Source organism: Enterocloster aldenensis (assembly GCF_003434055.1).
In the GTDB taxonomy this organism is placed as follows: domain Bacteria; phylum Bacillota; class Clostridia; order Lachnospirales; family Lachnospiraceae; genus Enterocloster; species Enterocloster aldenensis.
The window spans coordinates 404,519-422,790 of the sequence record NZ_QVEX01000001.1 but is presented as its reverse complement, the minus strand read 5'-3'; the positions used below and the strand labels follow the sequence as shown (position 1 = coordinate 422,790).

16 protein-coding genes are annotated in these 18,272 nt (G+C 43.8%); all 16 read left to right on the top strand.

The features are described 5' to 3' along the window. Nucleotides 1–508, top strand: a 508-nt coding sequence (locus tag DWX59_RS28505) for a nucleotidyltransferase family protein (RefSeq protein ID WP_166460150.1), incomplete at its 5' end; no start/stop codon positions are given. A 29-nt stretch (nucleotides 509–537) separates the two neighbouring features. Then, nucleotides 538–903: a hypothetical protein gene (locus DWX59_RS28500; protein WP_147325729.1), complete on the top strand. Its 366-nt coding sequence runs from the start codon at nucleotides 538–540 to the stop codon at nucleotides 901–903. Continuing rightward, on the top strand, nucleotides 827–1,708 hold the full coding sequence (locus DWX59_RS01870) for a nucleotidyltransferase family protein (protein ID WP_353626748.1): 882 nt from the start codon (nucleotides 827–829) through the stop codon (nucleotides 1,706–1,708). Before DWX59_RS28500 ends, DWX59_RS01870 begins: the two co-directional genes overlap by 77 nt. A 138-nt stretch (nucleotides 1,709–1,846) precedes the next feature. After that, nucleotides 1,847–2,932 carry a lipopolysaccharide biosynthesis protein gene (locus DWX59_RS01865; protein ID WP_207660389.1) on the top strand — a complete coding sequence of 362 codons (1,086 nt, stop codon included), beginning with the start codon at nucleotides 1,847–1,849 and terminating at the stop codon, nucleotides 2,930–2,932. A 3-nt stretch (nucleotides 2,933–2,935) separates the two neighbouring features. Beyond that, the gene (locus tag DWX59_RS01860; RefSeq protein WP_117555749.1) at nucleotides 2,936–4,264 is read left to right on the top strand and encodes an O-antigen polymerase; all 1,329 of its coding nucleotides are present in this window, start codon (nucleotides 2,936–2,938) and stop codon (nucleotides 4,262–4,264) included. A 117-nt stretch (nucleotides 4,265–4,381) separates the two neighbouring features. Continuing rightward, on the top strand, nucleotides 4,382–5,473 hold the full coding sequence (gmd, locus tag DWX59_RS01855) for a GDP-mannose 4,6-dehydratase (protein ID WP_353626747.1): 1,092 nt from the start codon (nucleotides 4,382–4,384) through the stop codon (nucleotides 5,471–5,473). An 18-nt stretch (nucleotides 5,474–5,491) separates the two neighbouring features. Further along, complete coding sequence (locus tag DWX59_RS01850; RefSeq protein WP_353626746.1) at nucleotides 5,492–6,433, top strand: GDP-L-fucose synthase family protein; 942 nt, start codon at nucleotides 5,492–5,494, stop codon at nucleotides 6,431–6,433. Nucleotides 6,434–6,497: 64 nt separating this feature from the next. Further along, nucleotides 6,498–7,820, top strand: coding sequence for a sugar phosphate nucleotidyltransferase (locus DWX59_RS01845; protein WP_117555743.1), 1,323 nt, complete (start codon nucleotides 6,498–6,500; stop codon nucleotides 7,818–7,820). Between the two features lie 16 nt (nucleotides 7,821–7,836). Beyond that, a complete protein-coding gene (locus DWX59_RS01840) occupies nucleotides 7,837–9,543 on the top strand; it encodes a phospho-sugar mutase (protein WP_117557182.1) in 1,707 nt (568 codons plus the stop codon). Between the two features lie 33 nt (nucleotides 9,544–9,576). Next, on the top strand, nucleotides 9,577–10,140 hold the full coding sequence (locus tag DWX59_RS01835) for a VanZ family protein (protein WP_235844872.1): 564 nt from the start codon (nucleotides 9,577–9,579) through the stop codon (nucleotides 10,138–10,140). A gap of 22 nt (nucleotides 10,141–10,162) precedes the next feature. Next, nucleotides 10,163–11,554: a phosphoglucosamine mutase gene (glmM, locus tag DWX59_RS01830; protein ID WP_117555741.1), complete on the top strand. Its 1,392-nt coding sequence runs from the start codon at nucleotides 10,163–10,165 to the stop codon at nucleotides 11,552–11,554. A 43-nt stretch (nucleotides 11,555–11,597) separates the two neighbouring features. Next, a complete protein-coding gene (locus DWX59_RS01825; RefSeq protein ID WP_235844870.1) occupies nucleotides 11,598–12,116 on the top strand; it encodes an AfsR/SARP family transcriptional regulator in 519 nt (172 codons plus the stop codon). Between the two features lie 24 nt (nucleotides 12,117–12,140). Beyond that, on the top strand, nucleotides 12,141–14,399 hold the full coding sequence (locus DWX59_RS01820) for a hypothetical protein (protein ID WP_117555739.1): 2,259 nt from the start codon (nucleotides 12,141–12,143) through the stop codon (nucleotides 14,397–14,399). 98 nt (nucleotides 14,400–14,497) lie between these two features. Continuing rightward, a complete protein-coding gene (locus DWX59_RS01815) occupies nucleotides 14,498–15,826 on the top strand; it encodes a nucleotide sugar dehydrogenase (protein ID WP_117555737.1) in 1,329 nt (442 codons plus the stop codon). Nucleotides 15,827–15,871: 45 nt separating this feature from the next. Continuing rightward, nucleotides 15,872–17,068 carry a nucleotide sugar dehydrogenase gene (locus tag DWX59_RS01810; protein ID WP_117555735.1) on the top strand — a complete coding sequence of 399 codons (1,197 nt, stop codon included), beginning with the start codon at nucleotides 15,872–15,874 and terminating at the stop codon, nucleotides 17,066–17,068. A gap of 63 nt (nucleotides 17,069–17,131) precedes the next feature. Then, entirely contained in the window at nucleotides 17,132–18,271 is a 1,140-nt protein-coding gene (locus DWX59_RS01805; protein ID WP_235844868.1) for a glycosyltransferase family 4 protein, read from the top strand. The last annotated feature ends 1 nt before the right edge of the window (nucleotide 18,272 follow it).

Here is an 18,272-nt window from a genome sequence, read left to right as displayed (position 1 = left end):
GGGGGGGGGGGGTATCGGCGCAGATGAGTTAATGTATATGTGTCTTGTACATTCCTCAGTACACTATTATGCTGCGAAGCCAGGATTACGTCTGTATTATGATATATGTCTTTTAGGCAAACAAAATATAAATTGGAATCAAGTATACCGCTACGCAGAAGCAGATGGTTATTTGAACAGGGTGGCCGCCAGTGCATATTTTGCGTGTGAACGGGTACATGCGGTTGTTCCAGAAGAATTCTATTCATCCATAATTGGAACGGATCGGCGTGCAAAACGGCTTGTTGATTTTATTAATAAAAAGTGGGAAGCAAATACTTTATATGCAGACTTTACAATAATTCACAAAATTTTTATAGAGTCATTTTCTAATGATGAATGCGTTGTAAAAACAATTTACAAAATGCTGTTTCCAAATCGTTTGTGGATAAACAGGAAGTATCATGGAGACAGTTATCTAAAGAATTGGCTGAAGCATGTGGCATGTTTATTACGTGGTACAGGATAGGCCATGAAGCAGAAAGGATATAAAACTAAGTGGAAAAGCTGTTCAATTTTTTGGACGATGATATTTATCGGCTCATGCTCGACATGTCAAGAGAAAAACACTCTGAAGAGGAAAATCAGGATATAAAAGAACGATATAGAAAAGTGAATCAAAAGAAGCTGTTTGTGGTTTGCCGCGAACATGAGCTGCATGGTGTGGCTGGTGCATATGCAAAATCTATGGGGTTGCCTATTCCTGATGAGTGGGAAAAAGCTTTTCTTCTAGAAAAAAAGGCGGCTGGATTTTTTGAAAAAGACAGCAATCCAGGTTTGTCAGCTTATGTCGGATCACGGAATACCAATGGTTATCCTGAAAAATGGCGGGATTATGATGGATATGATTCCAGAAACTATTAAGTGCCCAATGGAGGATATTGATTCATTAATAAAAAAAACTGATTTTTATCAAGCGCATAAGCTATTAATAGAAAATGGTTTTACCTTTAAATTTAGAAGTGAGTATGAAGCAGAGAAATTGGAAGAAGCGTACAGGGATGGTTCTACGGAGTATTTCATTACAATGCCTACTGGTGAAAAGATATGGTTTGAATTAGCATGGAGAGCGGTTGCAGGCCGTTGGATCCGTCCTGACTTAGAGCCGGATACGGATGGTTTTATTGGACGCTCCCACACAGTAGGCGATACACAGGTGCGTGTTCTTTCTCCAGAGGATAATCTGCTGCAGGTATGCATTCATACGGCAAAACATTCCTATGTCCGTGCGCCGGGCATGCGGCTGCATATGGATGTGGACCGTATCGTTGCACATACAGATATTGATTGGGAGTTATTTTTGAAAAAGGTTATGGAGGCGCATGTATGCACATCTACATACCTCTCTTTGTATATACCGTCAGTTATTCTGCATACGCAGATACCACAATGGGTGTTAGATGAATTGAGGCCTAAAAATATGAAAAAGCTGATGAAACTTCTTTCTGAAGCAGAACTTCCACATCCACATGGTAAAAAGTTTTCTAAAATGAAGTTTTTACTTTTTCAGACCGCGTTATATGATAACAAGAGTGATATGATGCAAGTGATATTCCCGGGCAGGCAGTGGATGGAAGAGAGATACAACTGTGACTCTGTTATTCAATTAATGACTTGCACTGTTATTAGGGTGTTAGATTTGATTGGTATAAGGAAAAAGAAGAGATGAGTTTAGTTGGATATAGAGGTTAAACAATAAATGAAAAAGTATAGGAAGATAGCTGTCGATTTATTAGTAAACATAATTTCATATGGCCTTCCAATTGTGTTATTGCAATTCCTGTTGTTACCAATATTAGCGAGAGATATGTCAGAGGATAATTATGGACTTCTTCTTTCTTTGACGAGTGTCGTAAGTATCTTTGCAGAAATGACATGTGGAAATCTGGCAAACGTCAGAATTTTACTTAACGATGAGTATTTAAGAAAAGATGCCATCGGAAATTTCAAATCACTATTATACATAATGGTATTTCTTTCTTCGTTTGTTGTCGGATTAGTAAGTATTCTGCTATATTCCGCCTCAATACAGGAAACCATACTGTTGTTAATATATTATATTCTGTTATCTTTTCGTTCTTATTATATTGCGGGATTTCGAATTGAGAATCATTATAATAAATTGATGATTAATAATATGATTATGTGTGTTGGGTATCTGATTGGGATAGCTTTGTTTCAAGTTTGGGCTGTGTGGCAGATTGCATATATTATTCCAGCTGGTTTGGCTTGTTTACATGCATGTAAAAAGACAAGTTTATTAAAAGAACAAAAAAAGGTAACTGCAGAGTTTATGCCTTTGACTAATAAGACAGGCTCATTTATGATTTCATATGTATTGGGAAGTGGGATGACATATTTTGATCGAATTTATTTGTATCCGATTTTAGGAGGGGCAGCTGTATCTACCTATCATGTATCCACTTTAATGGGAAAGTTCTTAAGTATGTTAATTGCACCAATGAATATGGTTATCCTATCATATGCAGCTAAAATTAAAGTATTCACACAAAAAATGAAATTAGGGATTATCATTGCTGATTTGATTTTTTGCGGTGGTTTTGCTTTTGTTGCCATATTTTTATCACCTATTGTCATCCAGGTATTATATCCTCAATATTTTTCTTTAGCAAAAGAATTTATTCCAATTGTAACTATTGCTACATGTATATTTAGTGCGGCTACAGTTCTTAGAGTGATATCAATGAGATTAGTGAGTCATAATATGATTTTTGCAATAGAGTCTGTATATGCAATTTTATATGTATCTATGAGTGTCTTCTTTTTGAATTTAAATGGGTTGATGGGATTTTGTTATGCTACCTTAGTTGCGGCAATAGTAAGATTTTCCTTATTTGGGGGTTCGCTTTTATTGTATGGAAAGGGTAATTAAAGAATGAGATTGATATACGGTGTATTGACCGGCGTGATATTAGCAATGGTTTTCTGGCATAATTATAAAGAGAGCAAAGACTTTTTTCACCCTTTATGTTTTTTTGCAATTTTGCAGTTCCTCAGATATGTACCTACTATGATTAGCGGTGATGTAGATACTGCGGTTGTAATTACAGAAGATGGTGTTTTTTTGTTTATGATTATGGAAATTATCTCTGTTGCTTGTGTTTGTCTGGGATTCCGGTTAAAGATAAAAATTGGTCCGGATAAAAAAGCTTCGGATGTGATTGGTTTATATAATAGCCATTTGCTTTTATTTGGAATTGTTTTTTTCTCAATAGGTGTTCTGACTAGGCTGATTTTTATAGTCCAAAAAGGGGGAATACAATATATATTAAGTAATATCGTACATAAAGTGGATTTGGTTACCGGAAGTGGCTATCTTCTTACGTTTGGAAATTTTATGACATATGGAATCTGCTTTATATTAAGTTACTTAGCACAAAGGAAGCAGAGCCGTCATCCTCTTCTCATAATTGCCCCTTTTTTAGCAATTGATATTTTTTTATTTGCCTTTATGTCAGATAGAACAGCAGTTATGCGTTCATTAATGATGATTTTTATGGTTTATCATTATCAGTGTAAAAGATTCACATTGAGGAGTCTGTTGAAACCACAATTTATGGTCGGTATTGCATGTGTGGTTTTGTTTATTGTTGCAATGCCATTATTACGGACCAAGGAAGGATTTGATGCATATGGAAGTTTATCTGCATTGTTATCAGATGCTGTGTTGGAAGTAGGGAATCTTTTTTACTGGTTTAGTTATGCAGGAAGGGATATATTTATCTACCAAAATTATAACTGGAATAATTATTGGTTTGGTACTAATATAATCAACTTTTTGTGCGCAATAATACCAGCATCGATATGGTCTGGTAAGCCACCGGTGGATGAGGGTTATTACTTATCTAATGCAATTGCAGGTTATGAGATTTCACCGCCGTCTAATAATTATATTTATAAATCTTCATATCCTTTTTCTAATCAAGGAATCATGTATACAAATTTTGGACTGGTTGGTCTTATCGTTGGAAGCATTTTACTTGGGATAGTATACAGATATGCTTTTGATAATTTGAAATCTTCCCGCTATAATGTTGTACTGATTATTATCATGCAGGTTATTTTATATAACTTTTCTTTTACATCGCATGATATGGTGAACGTGTTATCCTTATGCGGCTATTTACTAATTCCTCTCTTTATATTTGGCGGATATAGATTTAGAAACCATGTAGTACGAACTAAATGTGAAAATGAATCATGATTTTATTATGAACCTGCGGATTTAATTATCCGTAGGCTTTTTGTTTTGTGAAAAACCAATATTATGCTAATTGCAGTTTTTAGCGTTACTTGAATGATGAAATAAATGGAGGAAAACATTATGAAAAAAGCACTTATTACAGGAATAACAGGCCAGGATGGATCCTATCTGGCGGAGTTTCTTTTAGAAAAGGGATATGACGTACATGGTATGATACGCCGTTCCAGTGTGGATTTTAGGGAACGGATTACTCATTTGGAAGGGAAAGGGAATTTCCATCTCCATTATGGGGATTTGAGTGATTCCATGAGTCTTATTGGTATCATAAACAAGGTAAGGCCAGACGAATTGTATAATCTGGCGGCACAAAGCCATGTACAGGTTTCATTTGATGTTCCTGAATATTCCGGGGAGGTAGATGCAATTGGCGTTACCCGTATTCTTGAAGCGGTACGACAGTGTGGATTAGCAGATACCTGCAGGATTTATCAGGCATCCACTTCTGAGCTTTATGGAAAGGTCGAGGAGGTTCCCCAAAACGAGAAAACTCCGTTTCATCCATATTCTCCTTATGCAGTGGCTAAGCAGTATGGTTTTTGGATTACAAAAGAATATAGGGAAGCATATAACATGTTTTGCTGTTCAGGCATTCTGTTTAATCATGAGAGTGAGAGACGTGGGGAAACATTTGTCACAAGGAAAATTACGCTTGCTGCTGCAAGAATCAAGCAGGGAAAGCAGGATAAGCTGTACCTTGGCAATTTATCGAGTCTAAGGGACTGGGGCTATGCCAAGGACTATGTAGAGTGTATGTGGCTGATTCTTCAGAATAATAGACCTGAAGATTTTGTTATAGCTACCGGAACCCAGCATTCCGTACGGGAATTCTGTCAGCTGGCATTCCATTATGTTGGTATAGAACTTCGATGGGAAGGTGAGGGGCTTGATGAGAAGGGAATTGATCAGGAAAGCGGAAAGATCCTTATTGAAGTAAGCCCGGATTTTTACAGACCAACAGACGTAGTGAATCTATGGGGGGACCCGACAAAAGCAAGGACGGAGTTAGGCTGGAATCCCACAAAGACAAGCTTTGAGCAGCTTGTAAAGCTTATGGTTGACCATGATATGGAGAAAGTGGCTGTGGAGAGGGCGGAAGAACATATCTGTTGCAATTTGGCCGAGTATCTGGAAAAGGGTGTTGTTAAGTAGGGAGAGAAACATACTATGATGGAAAAACATGAAAAAATATATGTGGCTGGACATAGAGGCATGGTTGGTTCTGCAATTGTAAGGGAACTTCAACGCCAGGGATATACAAATATTATTACGCGGACTCATCAGGAACTCAATCTGTGCCGTCAGGAAGCTGTAGAAAAGTTCTTTGCAGAGGAAAAGCCTGAATATGTTTTCCTTGCAGCGGCAAGAGTTGGGGGAATTGTTGCAAATGAAAGCTCTCTTGCGGATTTTATGTACGACAATATGATTCTTGAAATGAATGTGATTCATTCTGCATGGAAGAATGGCTGCAGGAAGTTGGAGTTTCTTGGATCGTCCTGCATCTATCCCAGAATGGCTCCGCAGCCTATGAAGGAGAGCTGCCTGTTGACTTCTGAATTGGAAAAGACAAATGAGGCATATGCTCTTGCAAAGATTTCAGGACTTAAATATTGTGAATTTCTGAACAGACAGTATGGCACGGATTACATAAGTGTGATGCCGACAAATTTATACGGTCCGAATGATAACTATCATCCTACCCATAGCCATGTACTCCCTGCACTGATTCGCCGTTTCCATGAGGCAAAAACAGAGGGGAGGGAATTTGTTACCTGCTGGGGGGATGGGAGTCCATTGCGGGAATTCCTGTATGTGGATGACTTAGCAGACCTTTGTGTATTCCTTATGAATAATTATAGCGGAAATGAGACGGTTAACGCGGGCACTGGTAAAGAACTGACCATTAAGGAATTAACTGAATTAGTAGCAAAGGTGGTGGGATACACCGGAAAAATCTGCTGGGATACTTCACGGCCTAACGGGACCCCGAGAAAACTTTTGGATGTTAGTAAGGCGGAAGCGCTTGGCTGGAGATATAAGACCGGGCTTGAGGATGGTATACGCCTGGCTTATAAAGACTTCTTAAATAATCCAATAAGGGCTGAACGATAAAATAGATGCTGCAAAGCTAACCGTATACCGGTATTGTTTATTTAGGAACAGAAAGGGAGATTGGATGAATATTATCTTGTTGTCCGGTGGTTCAGGAAAGAGACTATGGCCACTGTCTAACGATGTGCGTTCAAAACAGTTTATTAAGATATTTAGGGATGAAGATGAAGGATACGAGTCTATGGTACAGCGTGTCTACCGCCAGATAAAAAGAATGGATGCCAATGCTACAGTGACAATTGCAACATCCAGGTCACAGGTGTCTGCAATACATAATCAGTTGGGAAGCAGAGTGGGAATCAGTGTAGAGCCCTGCCGCCGTGATACCTTCCCGGCTATTGCACTGGCAACCTCATATTTACATGATATACAAGGGGTAAGTGAAGAGGATACAGTGGTTGTCTGTCCAGTAGACCCTTATGTGGATGATTCTTATTTTGAAGCACTGAAACAATTGGCAGATCAGGCGCAAAAGGGGGAAGCCAATCTCGTCCTGATGGGCATTGAACCGACTTACCCCAGTGAAAAATATGGTTATATCATCCCAATGGATGGAGACCAGACCAGTACGGTATCCATGTTTAAGGAGAAACCGGATGTAGAGACAGCAAAAGCATATATAGCACAGGGGGCATTGTGGAATGGCGGTGTTTTTGCATATAAGTTGGGTTATGTATTAAAAAAGACCCATGAACGGATTGACTTCACAGACTATGATGATTTGTTTGCCAAATATGACACGCTGGACAAAATCAGCTTTGACTATGCTGTAGTAGAGAAAGAAAATAAAATCCAGGTACAGCGTTTTGCCGGACAGTGGAAGGATCTTGGTACCTGGAATACGCTTACTGAGGCAATGGCGGATTCGGTTGTGGGTAATGCAATGCTAAATGATATCTGTGAGAATGTCCATGTTGTTAATGAACTGGATGTTCCTGTCGTCTGCATGGGACTTAAAGACATAGTGGTATCTGCCTCTCCAGAGGGCATCCTGGTGTCTGACAAGGAACAGTCCAGTTATATCAAGCCTTTTGTAGACCAAATCAGCCAACAGATTATGTTTGCGGAGAAATCCTGGGGGAACTACAGGGTCCTTGATGTGGAGAGGGGGAGTCTGACAATCAAGGTTACATTGAATCCGGGACATCGGATGAACTATCACAGCCATGCAAGACGGGATGAGGTATGGAATATTATCTCCGGAGAGGGGAGTGTGATTGTGGATGGAAAGGAATGGACGGTCAAGGCTGGGGATGTGGTCTCGATGCAGGCAGGCTGCCGTCACACAATCATTGCTAGAACAGAAGTAAAAGTGATTGAGGTTCAGCTGGGTATGGAGATTAGTGTACACGACAAGCAGAAATTTAAATTGGAAGAGTTGGCATGAAGTGAGGGAATGGTACATGGAAATAGAAAGAATCACGGAACAATACCAAAGGTGGTGTGAAAATGTCACATTAGATAAGGATTTGGTTCAGGAATTAAGGAATATGGCCCATACCCCAGCCCAAATAGAGGATGCTTTTTATTGTGACCTGGAATTTGGCACAGGGGGATTGCGGGGAGTGATTGGTGCAGGAACAAACCGGATGAATACATATACCGTTGCAAAAGCCTCACAGGGAATTGCTGACTATGTAAAGAAAAACTTTGCACCGGAGAAATGGAGGATTGCAATTTCGTATGACAGCCGCATTAAATCAGATGTTTTTTCAAAAAAAGCCGCAGAGGTTTTTTCAGCAAATGGAATTCACGTATCAATTTATAATGAATTGATGCCTACACCGTGTCTTTCCTATGCTGTGCGCAGGCTGGGATGTGCTGCAGGAATTATGGTCACTGCCTCTCACAATCCGTCCAAATATAATGGCTATAAGGTATATGGCGCTGATGGATGTCAGATTACGACAAAAGCTGCAGAGGATATCTTTGCGGAAATCCAGAAGCTGGATATTTTTAATGACGTTAAGGTAATAGATTTTATTAGAGGCATGGATGCAGGGCTGATTTCTTGGATTGGTGAGGAAGTCTATATAGATTTTATTGAGGCAGTAAAAAAACAGTCAGTACTATTTGGGGATGAAGTGGATAAAAGTGTTTCAATTGTATATTCTCCTTTAAATGGCACTGGTTTGAAACCTGTCCTGCGTATCCTGAAAGAAAGTGGGTATTCCAATATTTGTGTAGTTAGCGAGCAGGAACAGCCAGATGGCCATTTCCCTACGTGTCCTTATCCGAATCCTGAAATCAGGGAGGCAATGTCATTGGGAATGGAATACGCTTCCCGATGTGGCGCTGAGCTGCTATTGGCAACTGACCCGGATTGTGACCGTGTTGGAATTGCTGTTAAGGATGCTGGTGGTGAAATGATTTTACTTTCTGGAAATGAGACTGGTATACTGCTTTTGGATTTTATCTGCAGCCAACGCTTAAAGCATCACGCCATGCCGGATAATCCTGTCATGGTGAAAACGATTGTTACCATTGATATGGCGGAACGCATTGCAAAAAAATACGGTGTAAGGACAATCAATGTCTTGACAGGTTTCAAATTTATTGGCGAACAGATTGGAAAATTAGAAAACAGGGGAAAAGAAAGTTCCTTTATTTTTGGATTTGAGGAGAGTTATGGCTATTTATCTGGGGAATATGTACGTGATAAGGATGCTGTGGGGGGAGCATTTTTAATTTGTGAGATGTTTGCTTATTATAAATCCCGGGGTGTCGGTCTTTTGGATAGACTAAATGCAATCTATTCAGAGTATGGCTACTGCTTGAATACACTTCATAGTTATGAGTTTGAGGGGAGTATCGGATTTGAAAGGATGCGGAGTATTATGGCAGGGTTCCGCAGCGGCATCACTCATATTGGGTTCAGTAAAGTCGAGGAAGAATGTGACTACTTGAAAGGGCTTGATGACCTGCCGGCATCGGATGTACTGAAGTTTCTGTTGGATGGAAATTGTTCAGTTATAATACGGCCAAGCGGAACTGAACCAAAGCTAAAAGTGTATATTTCCGTAAACGCAGATAGCCGGGCGGAAGCTATGAGGATGGAAGCGGAAATTTCAGAGGCAATGTGCAGATGTATAGGAGATGATGGGAAATAGGCTGTATCGGCAGTTTAAGAGTAGGAAACAGGAATGCATTTAAGTGTCTTAAAGGAAAAGAGGAAGAATTATTTGGATTTATATCAAATCATCATTAAACACAATAGGACATGGACAATTCATGAACTAATCTTTTTTTTGATTTCTTTCATTATAATCGTGATATACGTCTGTAACCTGTTATTGAAAAAACGTATTGTGCTATCACAGGCTGTAGCTGGCTTGCTTCTTTTTTTATTTCTGGGAGTCGTATTTGGTTCCACTGTATTTACCCGGATACCAGGCGAACGACAGTATAAGCTGGAGCTGTTCTGGTCGTGGAAAAGGGTTCTGAATGGAGACAGTGGACTGCTGAAAGAAAATTTATTAAATTGTATCCTATTGATACCTATGGGGTTGCTGCTACCGATTATGTTAAATCACAAGGTAAGATGGTGGGAAGCGCTGTTAATTGGAATTGCCACATCTGCAGTGATTGAAACATGTCAGTTAGTATTTTGCAGAGGTTTATTTGAATGGGATGATATGATTCACAATGGAGTAGGCTGTATGATTGGATGTATGGTAATGGGAATAATGAGATGGCACATCCATTAAATGAAACAAAGGAGAAAATTACATGTCAAAATACTTCGGCACCGACGGCTTCCGCGGCGAAGCCAACAAGACACTAACAGTAGAGCACGCGTATAAAATCGGCCGGTTCCTAGGCTGGTACTACAGCAGAAATAAAAAAGACGGGAAATGCCGGGTTGTCATTGGAAAAGACACCCGGCGTTCTTCATACATGTTTGAATATTCCCTGGCCGCCGGGCTTACGGCATCCGGCGCAGACGCCTATCTTCTCCATGTGACCACCACCCCAAGCGTTTCCTATGTGGCCCGCACCGAAGGCTTTGACTGCGGCGTCATGATATCAGCCAGCCATAATCCCTACTATGACAATGGCATCAAACTAATCAATGCCCAGGGAGAAAAAATGGACGAGGATACCATTCTGAAGATAGAAGCCTACATCGATGGCATCTCAGGTGAAATCCCCCTTGCAGTCAGGGAACAGATTGGGTGTACCGTGGACCATGCAGCAGGCAGGAACCGTTATACGGGCTACCTTATTTCCCTGGCAACCCGTTCCTATAAAAATATGAGGGTAGGCCTGGACTGCGCCAATGGAAGCGCCTGGATGATTGCCAAAAGCGTATTTGACGCCCTTGGAGCCACCACCTATGTAATTAATAATAATCCGGATGGCCTGAATATCAATACAGATTGCGGCTCCACCCACATGGACGGACTTATACGGTTTGTTAAGGAAAAAAAACTGGATGTGGGGTTTGCATTTGATGGGGACGCCGACCGTTGCCTGTGCGTGGATGAAAAGGGGAATTTAGTAGACGGGGACCTTATCCTCTATATTTATGGCCGCTATATGAAGGAACGGGGAAAGCTCCAGGGCAATAAGATTGTCACTACAATCATGTCCAACTTCGGTCTGTACAAAGCCCTGGACGAGGCCGGAATTGAATATGAGAAAACAGCAGTGGGGGATAAGTACGTATACGAGAACATGGCTTCTAACGGCTACCGTATCGGCGGCGAACAATCCGGTCATATCATCTTCCGTAAATATGCAACCACAGGAGACGGAATCCTCACCGCCATTAAGATGATGGAGGTTATTCTGGAGAAAAAGCAGCCTCTCAGTAAACTGGCAGAGCCGGTGCATATCTATCCGCAGGTCCTCAAAAACATCCGGGTAAAGGATAAGAAAGCAGCAAGGGAGGACAAGGATGTACAGGATGTAATTAATCAGGTGGAAGCAGCTCTGGGGAAAGATGGCCGCGTCCTTGTGAGGGAAAGCGGGACAGAGCCTGTCATACGGGTGATGGTGGAGGCAGCGGATACTGCCATATGCCAGGAATTTGTTGAGCGGATTATAGGGGTCATTACATCCAAGGGACTGGACGAGGATACGCCCAGGAACCTGGCTAAATCAGTAACCGTGGAGTAGCGGGTAACGGAAGACTTGATACAAGAAAGGAGGGAAGACGATCATGTCTGCAGACAGTCGTATTTTCATACAGACTTTTAGCGGTTTTGACCTGTTTGTTGACAATCAGGTAGTCTATTTTTCCAGCAAAAAGTCAAAGGAACTATTGGCCCTCCTGGTGAGTAAAAGAGGAGGCAGCGTACCGCTTTCTGAGATAGCGTATATCTTATACAGCGATACGCCGGAAAGAACGGCAAAAAATAATATAAGGGTCATTGGGTACAGGCTGCGCCAGATTTTAAGGGAGCATGGATGTGAAGGAATGCTGATCCACAGGCCTGGAGTATACTCGGTCAACACAGGTTTGTTCACCTGTGATTACTATGAATTCATGAAAGAAAACAGGACGTACATTACTGCCTATACGGGAAAATATATGCCGGAATATCCATGGGCATCTGAGGCAATCCCGTATTTAAACGTGGTCTATGATACACATATTAAGAAATATCCCCCGACCAATCCTCAGACTGATTTATGCCAGGATGTATCCGATAATCCAGTTCCGCCCTGCGTGGAGTAGTTTTCATTAAGGAGTAATTACATTATGAAGAGAAAAAAAATCGTGCCTATCATCATCTGCACTGCCGCATTCATGACAATCCCATCCATATCCGCATTTGCCATGGACGGGTGGCAGCAGGATGCTGCCCAGGAATGGATTTATAAGGAAAATGACAGGAAACTGGTGAATCAGTGGATTCCATGGGTGGACGGAACCCTGCGTTATGTAGGGGGAAATGGACAGATTGTTAAGAACAGCTGGGTGGATTCAGGCGATGGACGGTACCGCTTAAAAGAGGATGGTACAAGGTATGAGAACCAATGGTTCAGCACCACCTCCAATCCCGCATTGCCTTCCTCAAAGCCGGTAACCAACTGGTATTACGCAGGGGCGGACGGAAAGATACTGAGGAATGGCTGGTATGAACTGGGAGGAAAATATTATTATTTTTATGAGTGGGGCAATTCCCCCAGAAAGATGTTCTTTAATCTGGAGGATAAGCGGTATTACGTGGATGAGGAAGGCGCCAGGAAGGAGCCTGGCTGGTTTTCCATTGACAATGTGAACAGCAAGGGACAGCCCTATACTAACTGGTATTATGTCACGGAGGACGGTTCCGTCTTAAGGGATGGGTGGCATGATCTGGAGGGGATGACCTGCTATTTTGATACGTATGGCACATCTTACCGCAGCAGATGGTTCAATCTGGGTGATGACCGCTATTATGTGGATGGGAATGGGGCCAGACAGAGCGGCTGGTTTTCCATTTCAGGCACTGGCAGCAATGGACAGGAGTATACCAACTGGTATCACGCTGATTCCAATGGGGTGTTATGGCGCAACGGATGGAGGGAGATGGATGGGAACTGGTATTATTTTGACGTCAACGGCCTGAATTACCGGAAACGCTGGTACAAAGACGGGAATGGGGACAGGTATTACCTGGATGGAAACGGAATCCTGCAGGACGACGGCTGGTTTAAGCTTGAATCCACCAACAGCGGCACCGGCGTCATAACAGAAAACTGGTATTATGCATCTGAATCCGGCGCCGTATTCAAAGGCGGTTTTAGGGAGTTGGAGGGAAAACGATATTATTTTGACGCCAATGGCCTGAATTACCGGAAACGGTGGCTGACCGAGGAAAGCGGCAAGAAACGTTATATTGGGGATGAGGGGTATTTATATCAGGATCAATGGTTTGTCATCAGCGGTCTGGATTCCAGGAATTCAGATTACAATAACTGGTACTATGCCGGCAAAGACGGATATGTGCGCATGGACGGCTGGTTTAAAATTGACGGACAGCATTATTGTTTTAATACTTCAGGCGTCATGCGGACAGGCTGGCTCACAGAGACCGCGGATGATGACGATGACGAGTATTCCTATTATTACTGTGGGGAAGACGGCGCCAGGGTAACTGGCTGGCAGTGGCTGGAAATCCCGGAAGGCTGGATGGATAATTCGGATGTGGCGGATTATGTACAGGACCATGGCCAGTACGCTTATTTTTATTTTAGTAAATCTTCTGGAAATAAGAAGCGCTCTTCCAGCGGGAAAAAGGAAGTTAAGGTGGATGGGGTAACCTACTGCTTTGATGAAAAGGGAATCATGCATCAGGGCTGGGTAAAACTCACCTCAACAACGCCAGAGATAAAAGGCTACCGCTATTTTTACCAGCCGGAATCCGAACAGGATAAGACATTCATCCAGGGGGAACGGGCAGAAGGGACATGGCTGAAAATAGACGGTCCCGCGGACCTTAACAGTTCCGGGCAAAAGGAATGGTACTATTTCGACCAATCAGGAAAACCGAAATGCGGTAATGAAAACAGCTATGCGGTTGAGAAAATCCGCGACAGCTATTATGTTTTTGACATGTATGGGGTTTCGCAGTACGGCCTCATAGAGGTGAACGGGGATTTCTATTATTGCGGAGGCCCGGACGGGAACAGGAAATGCATCACCGGCAAGACCATGCTGAATGACGGCATAGGAGCCACCCGTTCCCAGTATTATTTTGACCTTAAGGGAAAAGGGATTACCGGCATCAAGGATGGGGCGTTTTACTATAAGGGAAGGCTCCAGAAAGCGGATCCATCAGCCAGATATGAGGTATTTGACATACCGGGAGAAGGAAAACGGCTGGTTAATTCCAGCGGGAAAATCATGAAGAACACCAAGGTAACAGACGGGAATGACCAGAAATGGGTTCTTGGCTCAGGCGGGAAGATCCTCACCTATGGTTCCGATGAAGTGGCTGAGATACTGGCGCCCGAGGCAACGGTCTCCTATTGATATGGCCGGAAAACGCACAGATGGAAGAATTTTTATCACTTGTTGAATAAGCGGAAAACATGTGTGCCAGATAGGAAGCAACAAGAAGAGGAGGATGTATGGAGGGAACATTATACCATAAAATCCAACAGGGCGCCGAGGCAATTTCCATTGTTGGACTGGGATACGTGGGACTGCCGATTGCGGCGGCGTTTGCTGAAAAGGGTGTGAAAGTAATCGGCTTTGATGTGAACCGGGAAAAAATCGGCTTATATCGGGCCGGAGCGGACCCGACCCGGGAAGTTGGGGATGCTGTCATAAGCCATGCAGGCATTGATTTTACATATGACGAGGGCAGGCTTAAGGATGCCTGCTTTCATATTATTGCTGTCCCGACCCCGGTCAATCAGGACCATACGCCGGATCTGTCCCCTGTTATCAATGCCAGCATGGTTGTGGGGCGTAATTTGAAAGAGGGTTCCATTGTTGTATTTGAATCCACGGTGTATCCGGGCGTGACTGAGGATGTCTGCATCCCCATCCTGGAGCGGGAATCCGGCCTCACAGCGGGCAGCGGTTTTAAAGTGGGATATTCACCGGAACGTATCAATCCTGGGGACCGCTTTCACCGTCTGGAAAATATAACAAAAATTGTTTCGGGAATGGATGATGATGCCCTGGACCTGATTGCCAGGGTATACGATATTGTAATCCGCGCAGGGACGCACAGGGTATCATCCATCAAGGCGGCTGAAGCGATTAAGGTGGCTGAAAACAGCCAGAGGGACATCAACATTGCATTTATGAATGAGCTGGCAATGGTATTTGATAAAATGGGAATCGATACCGTGGAAGTGGCAGAAGGTATGGATACGAAGTGGAATGCCCTGAAATTCCGTCCGGGGCTGGTGGGGGGACACTGTATTGGTGTCGACCCCTATTATTTTACCTATCAGGCAGAAAAGCTGGGATATCATAGTCAGATTATACTTTCGGGAAGAAAGGTCAATGACGCCATGGGCTCCTTTGTGGCGGATGCAGCCATCAAACAGATGATACTTGCAGGCAAAACAGTGAAGGAAGCCCGTGTTGTGATTCTAGGAATGACATTTAAGGAAAATTGTCCGGACATCAGGAACAGTAAGGTAAATGACATTATCAAGAGACTGAAAGAATATGGAATTGATTCCCTGGTGGCAGATCCGCTGGCCAATCCGCAGGAGGTAATGAATGAATATGGGATATCCATGCTTCCGTATGCTTCAACCTATGACGCGGACTGTGTAATCCTTGCCGTGGCCCATGAGGATTTCAGGAGGCTTACACTGCAGGATTTTGACCGCATGTTCAAGCCCGCAGGGCAAAAGGAAAAGGTCCTTATTGATGTAAAAAGCATCTTAGACAAGGCAGAGGCTGAAAAGACCGGTTTCCGGTACTGGAGATTGTAACGATACATCATGGTTCCATGTAAATGTTGTAAAAGAGGTGGAATGATGGAAAAACAGATAAAGATAGCAGTGGCTGGCATGGGATATGTTGGACTGTCCAACGCAGTACTGCTTGCACGGAAAAATACGGTATGTATGCTGGATGTACTGCCCGAAAAGGTGAAGCTGATAAACAGCGGACAATCCCCGGTTGCAGACCAGGAACTGGAATCCTGTCTGAGTGGGGAAAATCTGATGCTGTCTGCCACCACAGACGCCAGGACGGCATATCAGGATGCGGATTTTGTCATTATCGCAACCCCCACTGATTATGATAGGGAGAAGGATTATTTTGATACGTCATCTGTGCTGGATACCATTGAAGCGGCCCTGCGGATTCAGCCCGATGCCTGTATTGTTATAAAATCCACCCTCCCTTTGGGGTTTACAAAGAAAATACGGTCCCTGCACCGGAACGGATTTATTTTGTTTTCCCCGGAGTTCCTGAGGGAGGGCCGGGCGCTTTATGATAACCTGTATCCCTCAAGGATCATCCTGGGGCTGGATATGGGGGACCCTGCCCAGATGGAGAAGGCCCGCGCATTTGCAGGCCTGTTAAAAGACGCTTCCTTAAAGGCCGAGACGCCGGTCCTCTACATGGATTCAACCGAGGCCGAGGCCGTTAAACTGTTCTCTAATACATACCTGGCCATGAGGGTGGCCTTTTTTAATGAGCTGGATACCTATGCGGAGGCGTACGGATTAAATACGGAAAGCATCATAAACGGGGTATGTCTGGATCCGAGAATCGGTAACCACTACAATAACCCTTCCTTTGGATACGGCGGATACTGCCTGCCAAAAGACACACAGCAGCTGCTGGCCAATTACGGTGATGTACCGAACAGCATCATGACCGCCATTGTCCGGGCCAATCAGACCAGGAAGGATTTCATTGCAGGGCAGATAATGAAAAAATCCCCTGAGGTGGCGGGGATTTACCGCCTGACCATGAAAGCGGATTCAGATAACTTCCGGCATTCCTCCATTCTTGGAATCATGAGAAGGCTGGAAAAGAGAGGCGTTAAGATGGTCATCTATGAACCGGCAGTAAAAGCCGATTCATTTTTAGGAATCAGGATTGTCCGTGACCTGGAGGAATTCAAACAGATATCGGATGTGATAGTGGCCAACCGGTATGACCGGCAGCTGGAGGATGTAAAGGACAAGATATATACAAGAGATTTATTCCAATGTGACTAAGTATCCCGGCAGCATAAGGTAAGGCGTGGGATACTGCACAAGATAAAGGGGAGCGGGGACAGCATGAAGATTGCAATGATTGGGCACAAACGGGTACCATCCAGGGAAGGCGGGATTGAGATTGCCGTGGAGGAGCTGGCAATCCGCCTGACAGCCATGGGACATCAGGTTGACTGCTATAACCGGTGGCAGGATTTTGGCGCCGGGGCGGTCCGCCTGCCGCGGGAATATAAAGGAATACGGCTCATAAGGATACCGACTTTGGCAACCCCCTCCCTGAATGCATTCATCTATTCCGTACTTGCCGTGCTGCGGGCCTTAGCGGGCGGGTATGATGTGATGCACTTCCATGCAGAGGGACCCTGCGCCATGACATTCCTGCCCAGGCTGTTTGGAATCCCGGTGGTATCAACCATACATGGACTGGATTGGCAGCGGGCCAAATGGGGGCGGTTTGCATCCCGCTACCTCCTGTGGGGAGAGCGGAACGCGGCGCGCTATTCCGATGCCCTGATTGTATTGTCAAATGGGAACCAACAGTATTTCACACAGACATATGGCCGGGAGACCATCTATATCCCCAACGGCGTGAGCCTGATACCCTGCCGGGAGCCGGAGGAAATCGGCCGCAGATGGAACCTGTCAAAGAACAGCTATATCCTTTTCCTGTCCAGGCTGGTGCCGGAAAAAGGCCTCCATTATCTGATTGGCGCATATAAGAAAATGGACACGGATAAGCGGCTGGTAATCGCAGGCGGGCTGACCAGGAACAATGAATATGTAGAGCAGATACGCGGTATGGCTGAGGATGACCCGAGAATCCTGTTTACCGACTTTGTCCAGGGGCGGGTGCTGGAGGAGCTGATGTCTAATTGCTGCGTGTACGTGCTGCCCAGCGACATCGAGGGCATGTCCATCAGCCTTCTGGAGGCCATGAGCTGCGGCGTCCGATGCCTGGTCAGTGACATTGAGGAAAACGTTGATGTTTCAGGGGGATACGCCGCGAGCTTCCCAAAAGGGAATATTGCCATGCTGCAGTCATGCCTTGAACGGATACTGGGCGAAGACGGACGCCTTCATGACCGGGAAGGGCAGATTGCATTTATAAGGGAGAAGTACAGCTGGGATTATGCTGCGGCTGAGCATCTGCGTGTCTATGAACAGGCGGCGGAAAAAAAACAAAGCAGGAAAAAATTAAAATAGG

Coding starts and splice junctions, on each gene's coding strand:
- DWX59_RS01870 (WP_353626748.1), top strand. CDS start 827: ATGTCGGATCACGGAATACCAATGGTTATCCTGAAAAATGGCGGGATT.
- DWX59_RS01865 (WP_207660389.1), top strand. CDS start 1,847: ATGTCAGAGGATAATTATGGACTTCTTCTTTCTTTGACGAGTGTCGTA.
- DWX59_RS01860 (WP_117555749.1), top strand. CDS start 2,936: ATGAGATTGATATACGGTGTATTGACCGGCGTGATATTAGCAATGGTT.
- DWX59_RS01850 (WP_353626746.1), top strand. CDS start 5,492: ATGGAAAAACATGAAAAAATATATGTGGCTGGACATAGAGGCATGGTT.
- DWX59_RS01845 (WP_117555743.1), top strand. CDS start 6,498: ATGAATATTATCTTGTTGTCCGGTGGTTCAGGAAAGAGACTATGGCCA.
- DWX59_RS01840 (WP_117557182.1), top strand. CDS start 7,837: ATGGAAATAGAAAGAATCACGGAACAATACCAAAGGTGGTGTGAAAAT.
- DWX59_RS01835 (WP_235844872.1), top strand. CDS start 9,577: ATGCATTTAAGTGTCTTAAAGGAAAAGAGGAAGAATTATTTGGATTTA.
- glmM (WP_117555741.1), top strand. CDS start 10,163: ATGTCAAAATACTTCGGCACCGACGGCTTCCGCGGCGAAGCCAACAAG.
- DWX59_RS01825 (WP_235844870.1), top strand. CDS start 11,598: ATGTCTGCAGACAGTCGTATTTTCATACAGACTTTTAGCGGTTTTGAC.
- DWX59_RS01820 (WP_117555739.1), top strand. CDS start 12,141: ATGAAGAGAAAAAAAATCGTGCCTATCATCATCTGCACTGCCGCATTC.
- DWX59_RS01815 (WP_117555737.1), top strand. CDS start 14,498: ATGGAGGGAACATTATACCATAAAATCCAACAGGGCGCCGAGGCAATT.
- DWX59_RS01810 (WP_117555735.1), top strand. CDS start 15,872: ATGGAAAAACAGATAAAGATAGCAGTGGCTGGCATGGGATATGTTGGA.
- DWX59_RS01805 (WP_235844868.1), top strand. CDS start 17,132: ATGAAGATTGCAATGATTGGGCACAAACGGGTACCATCCAGGGAAGGC.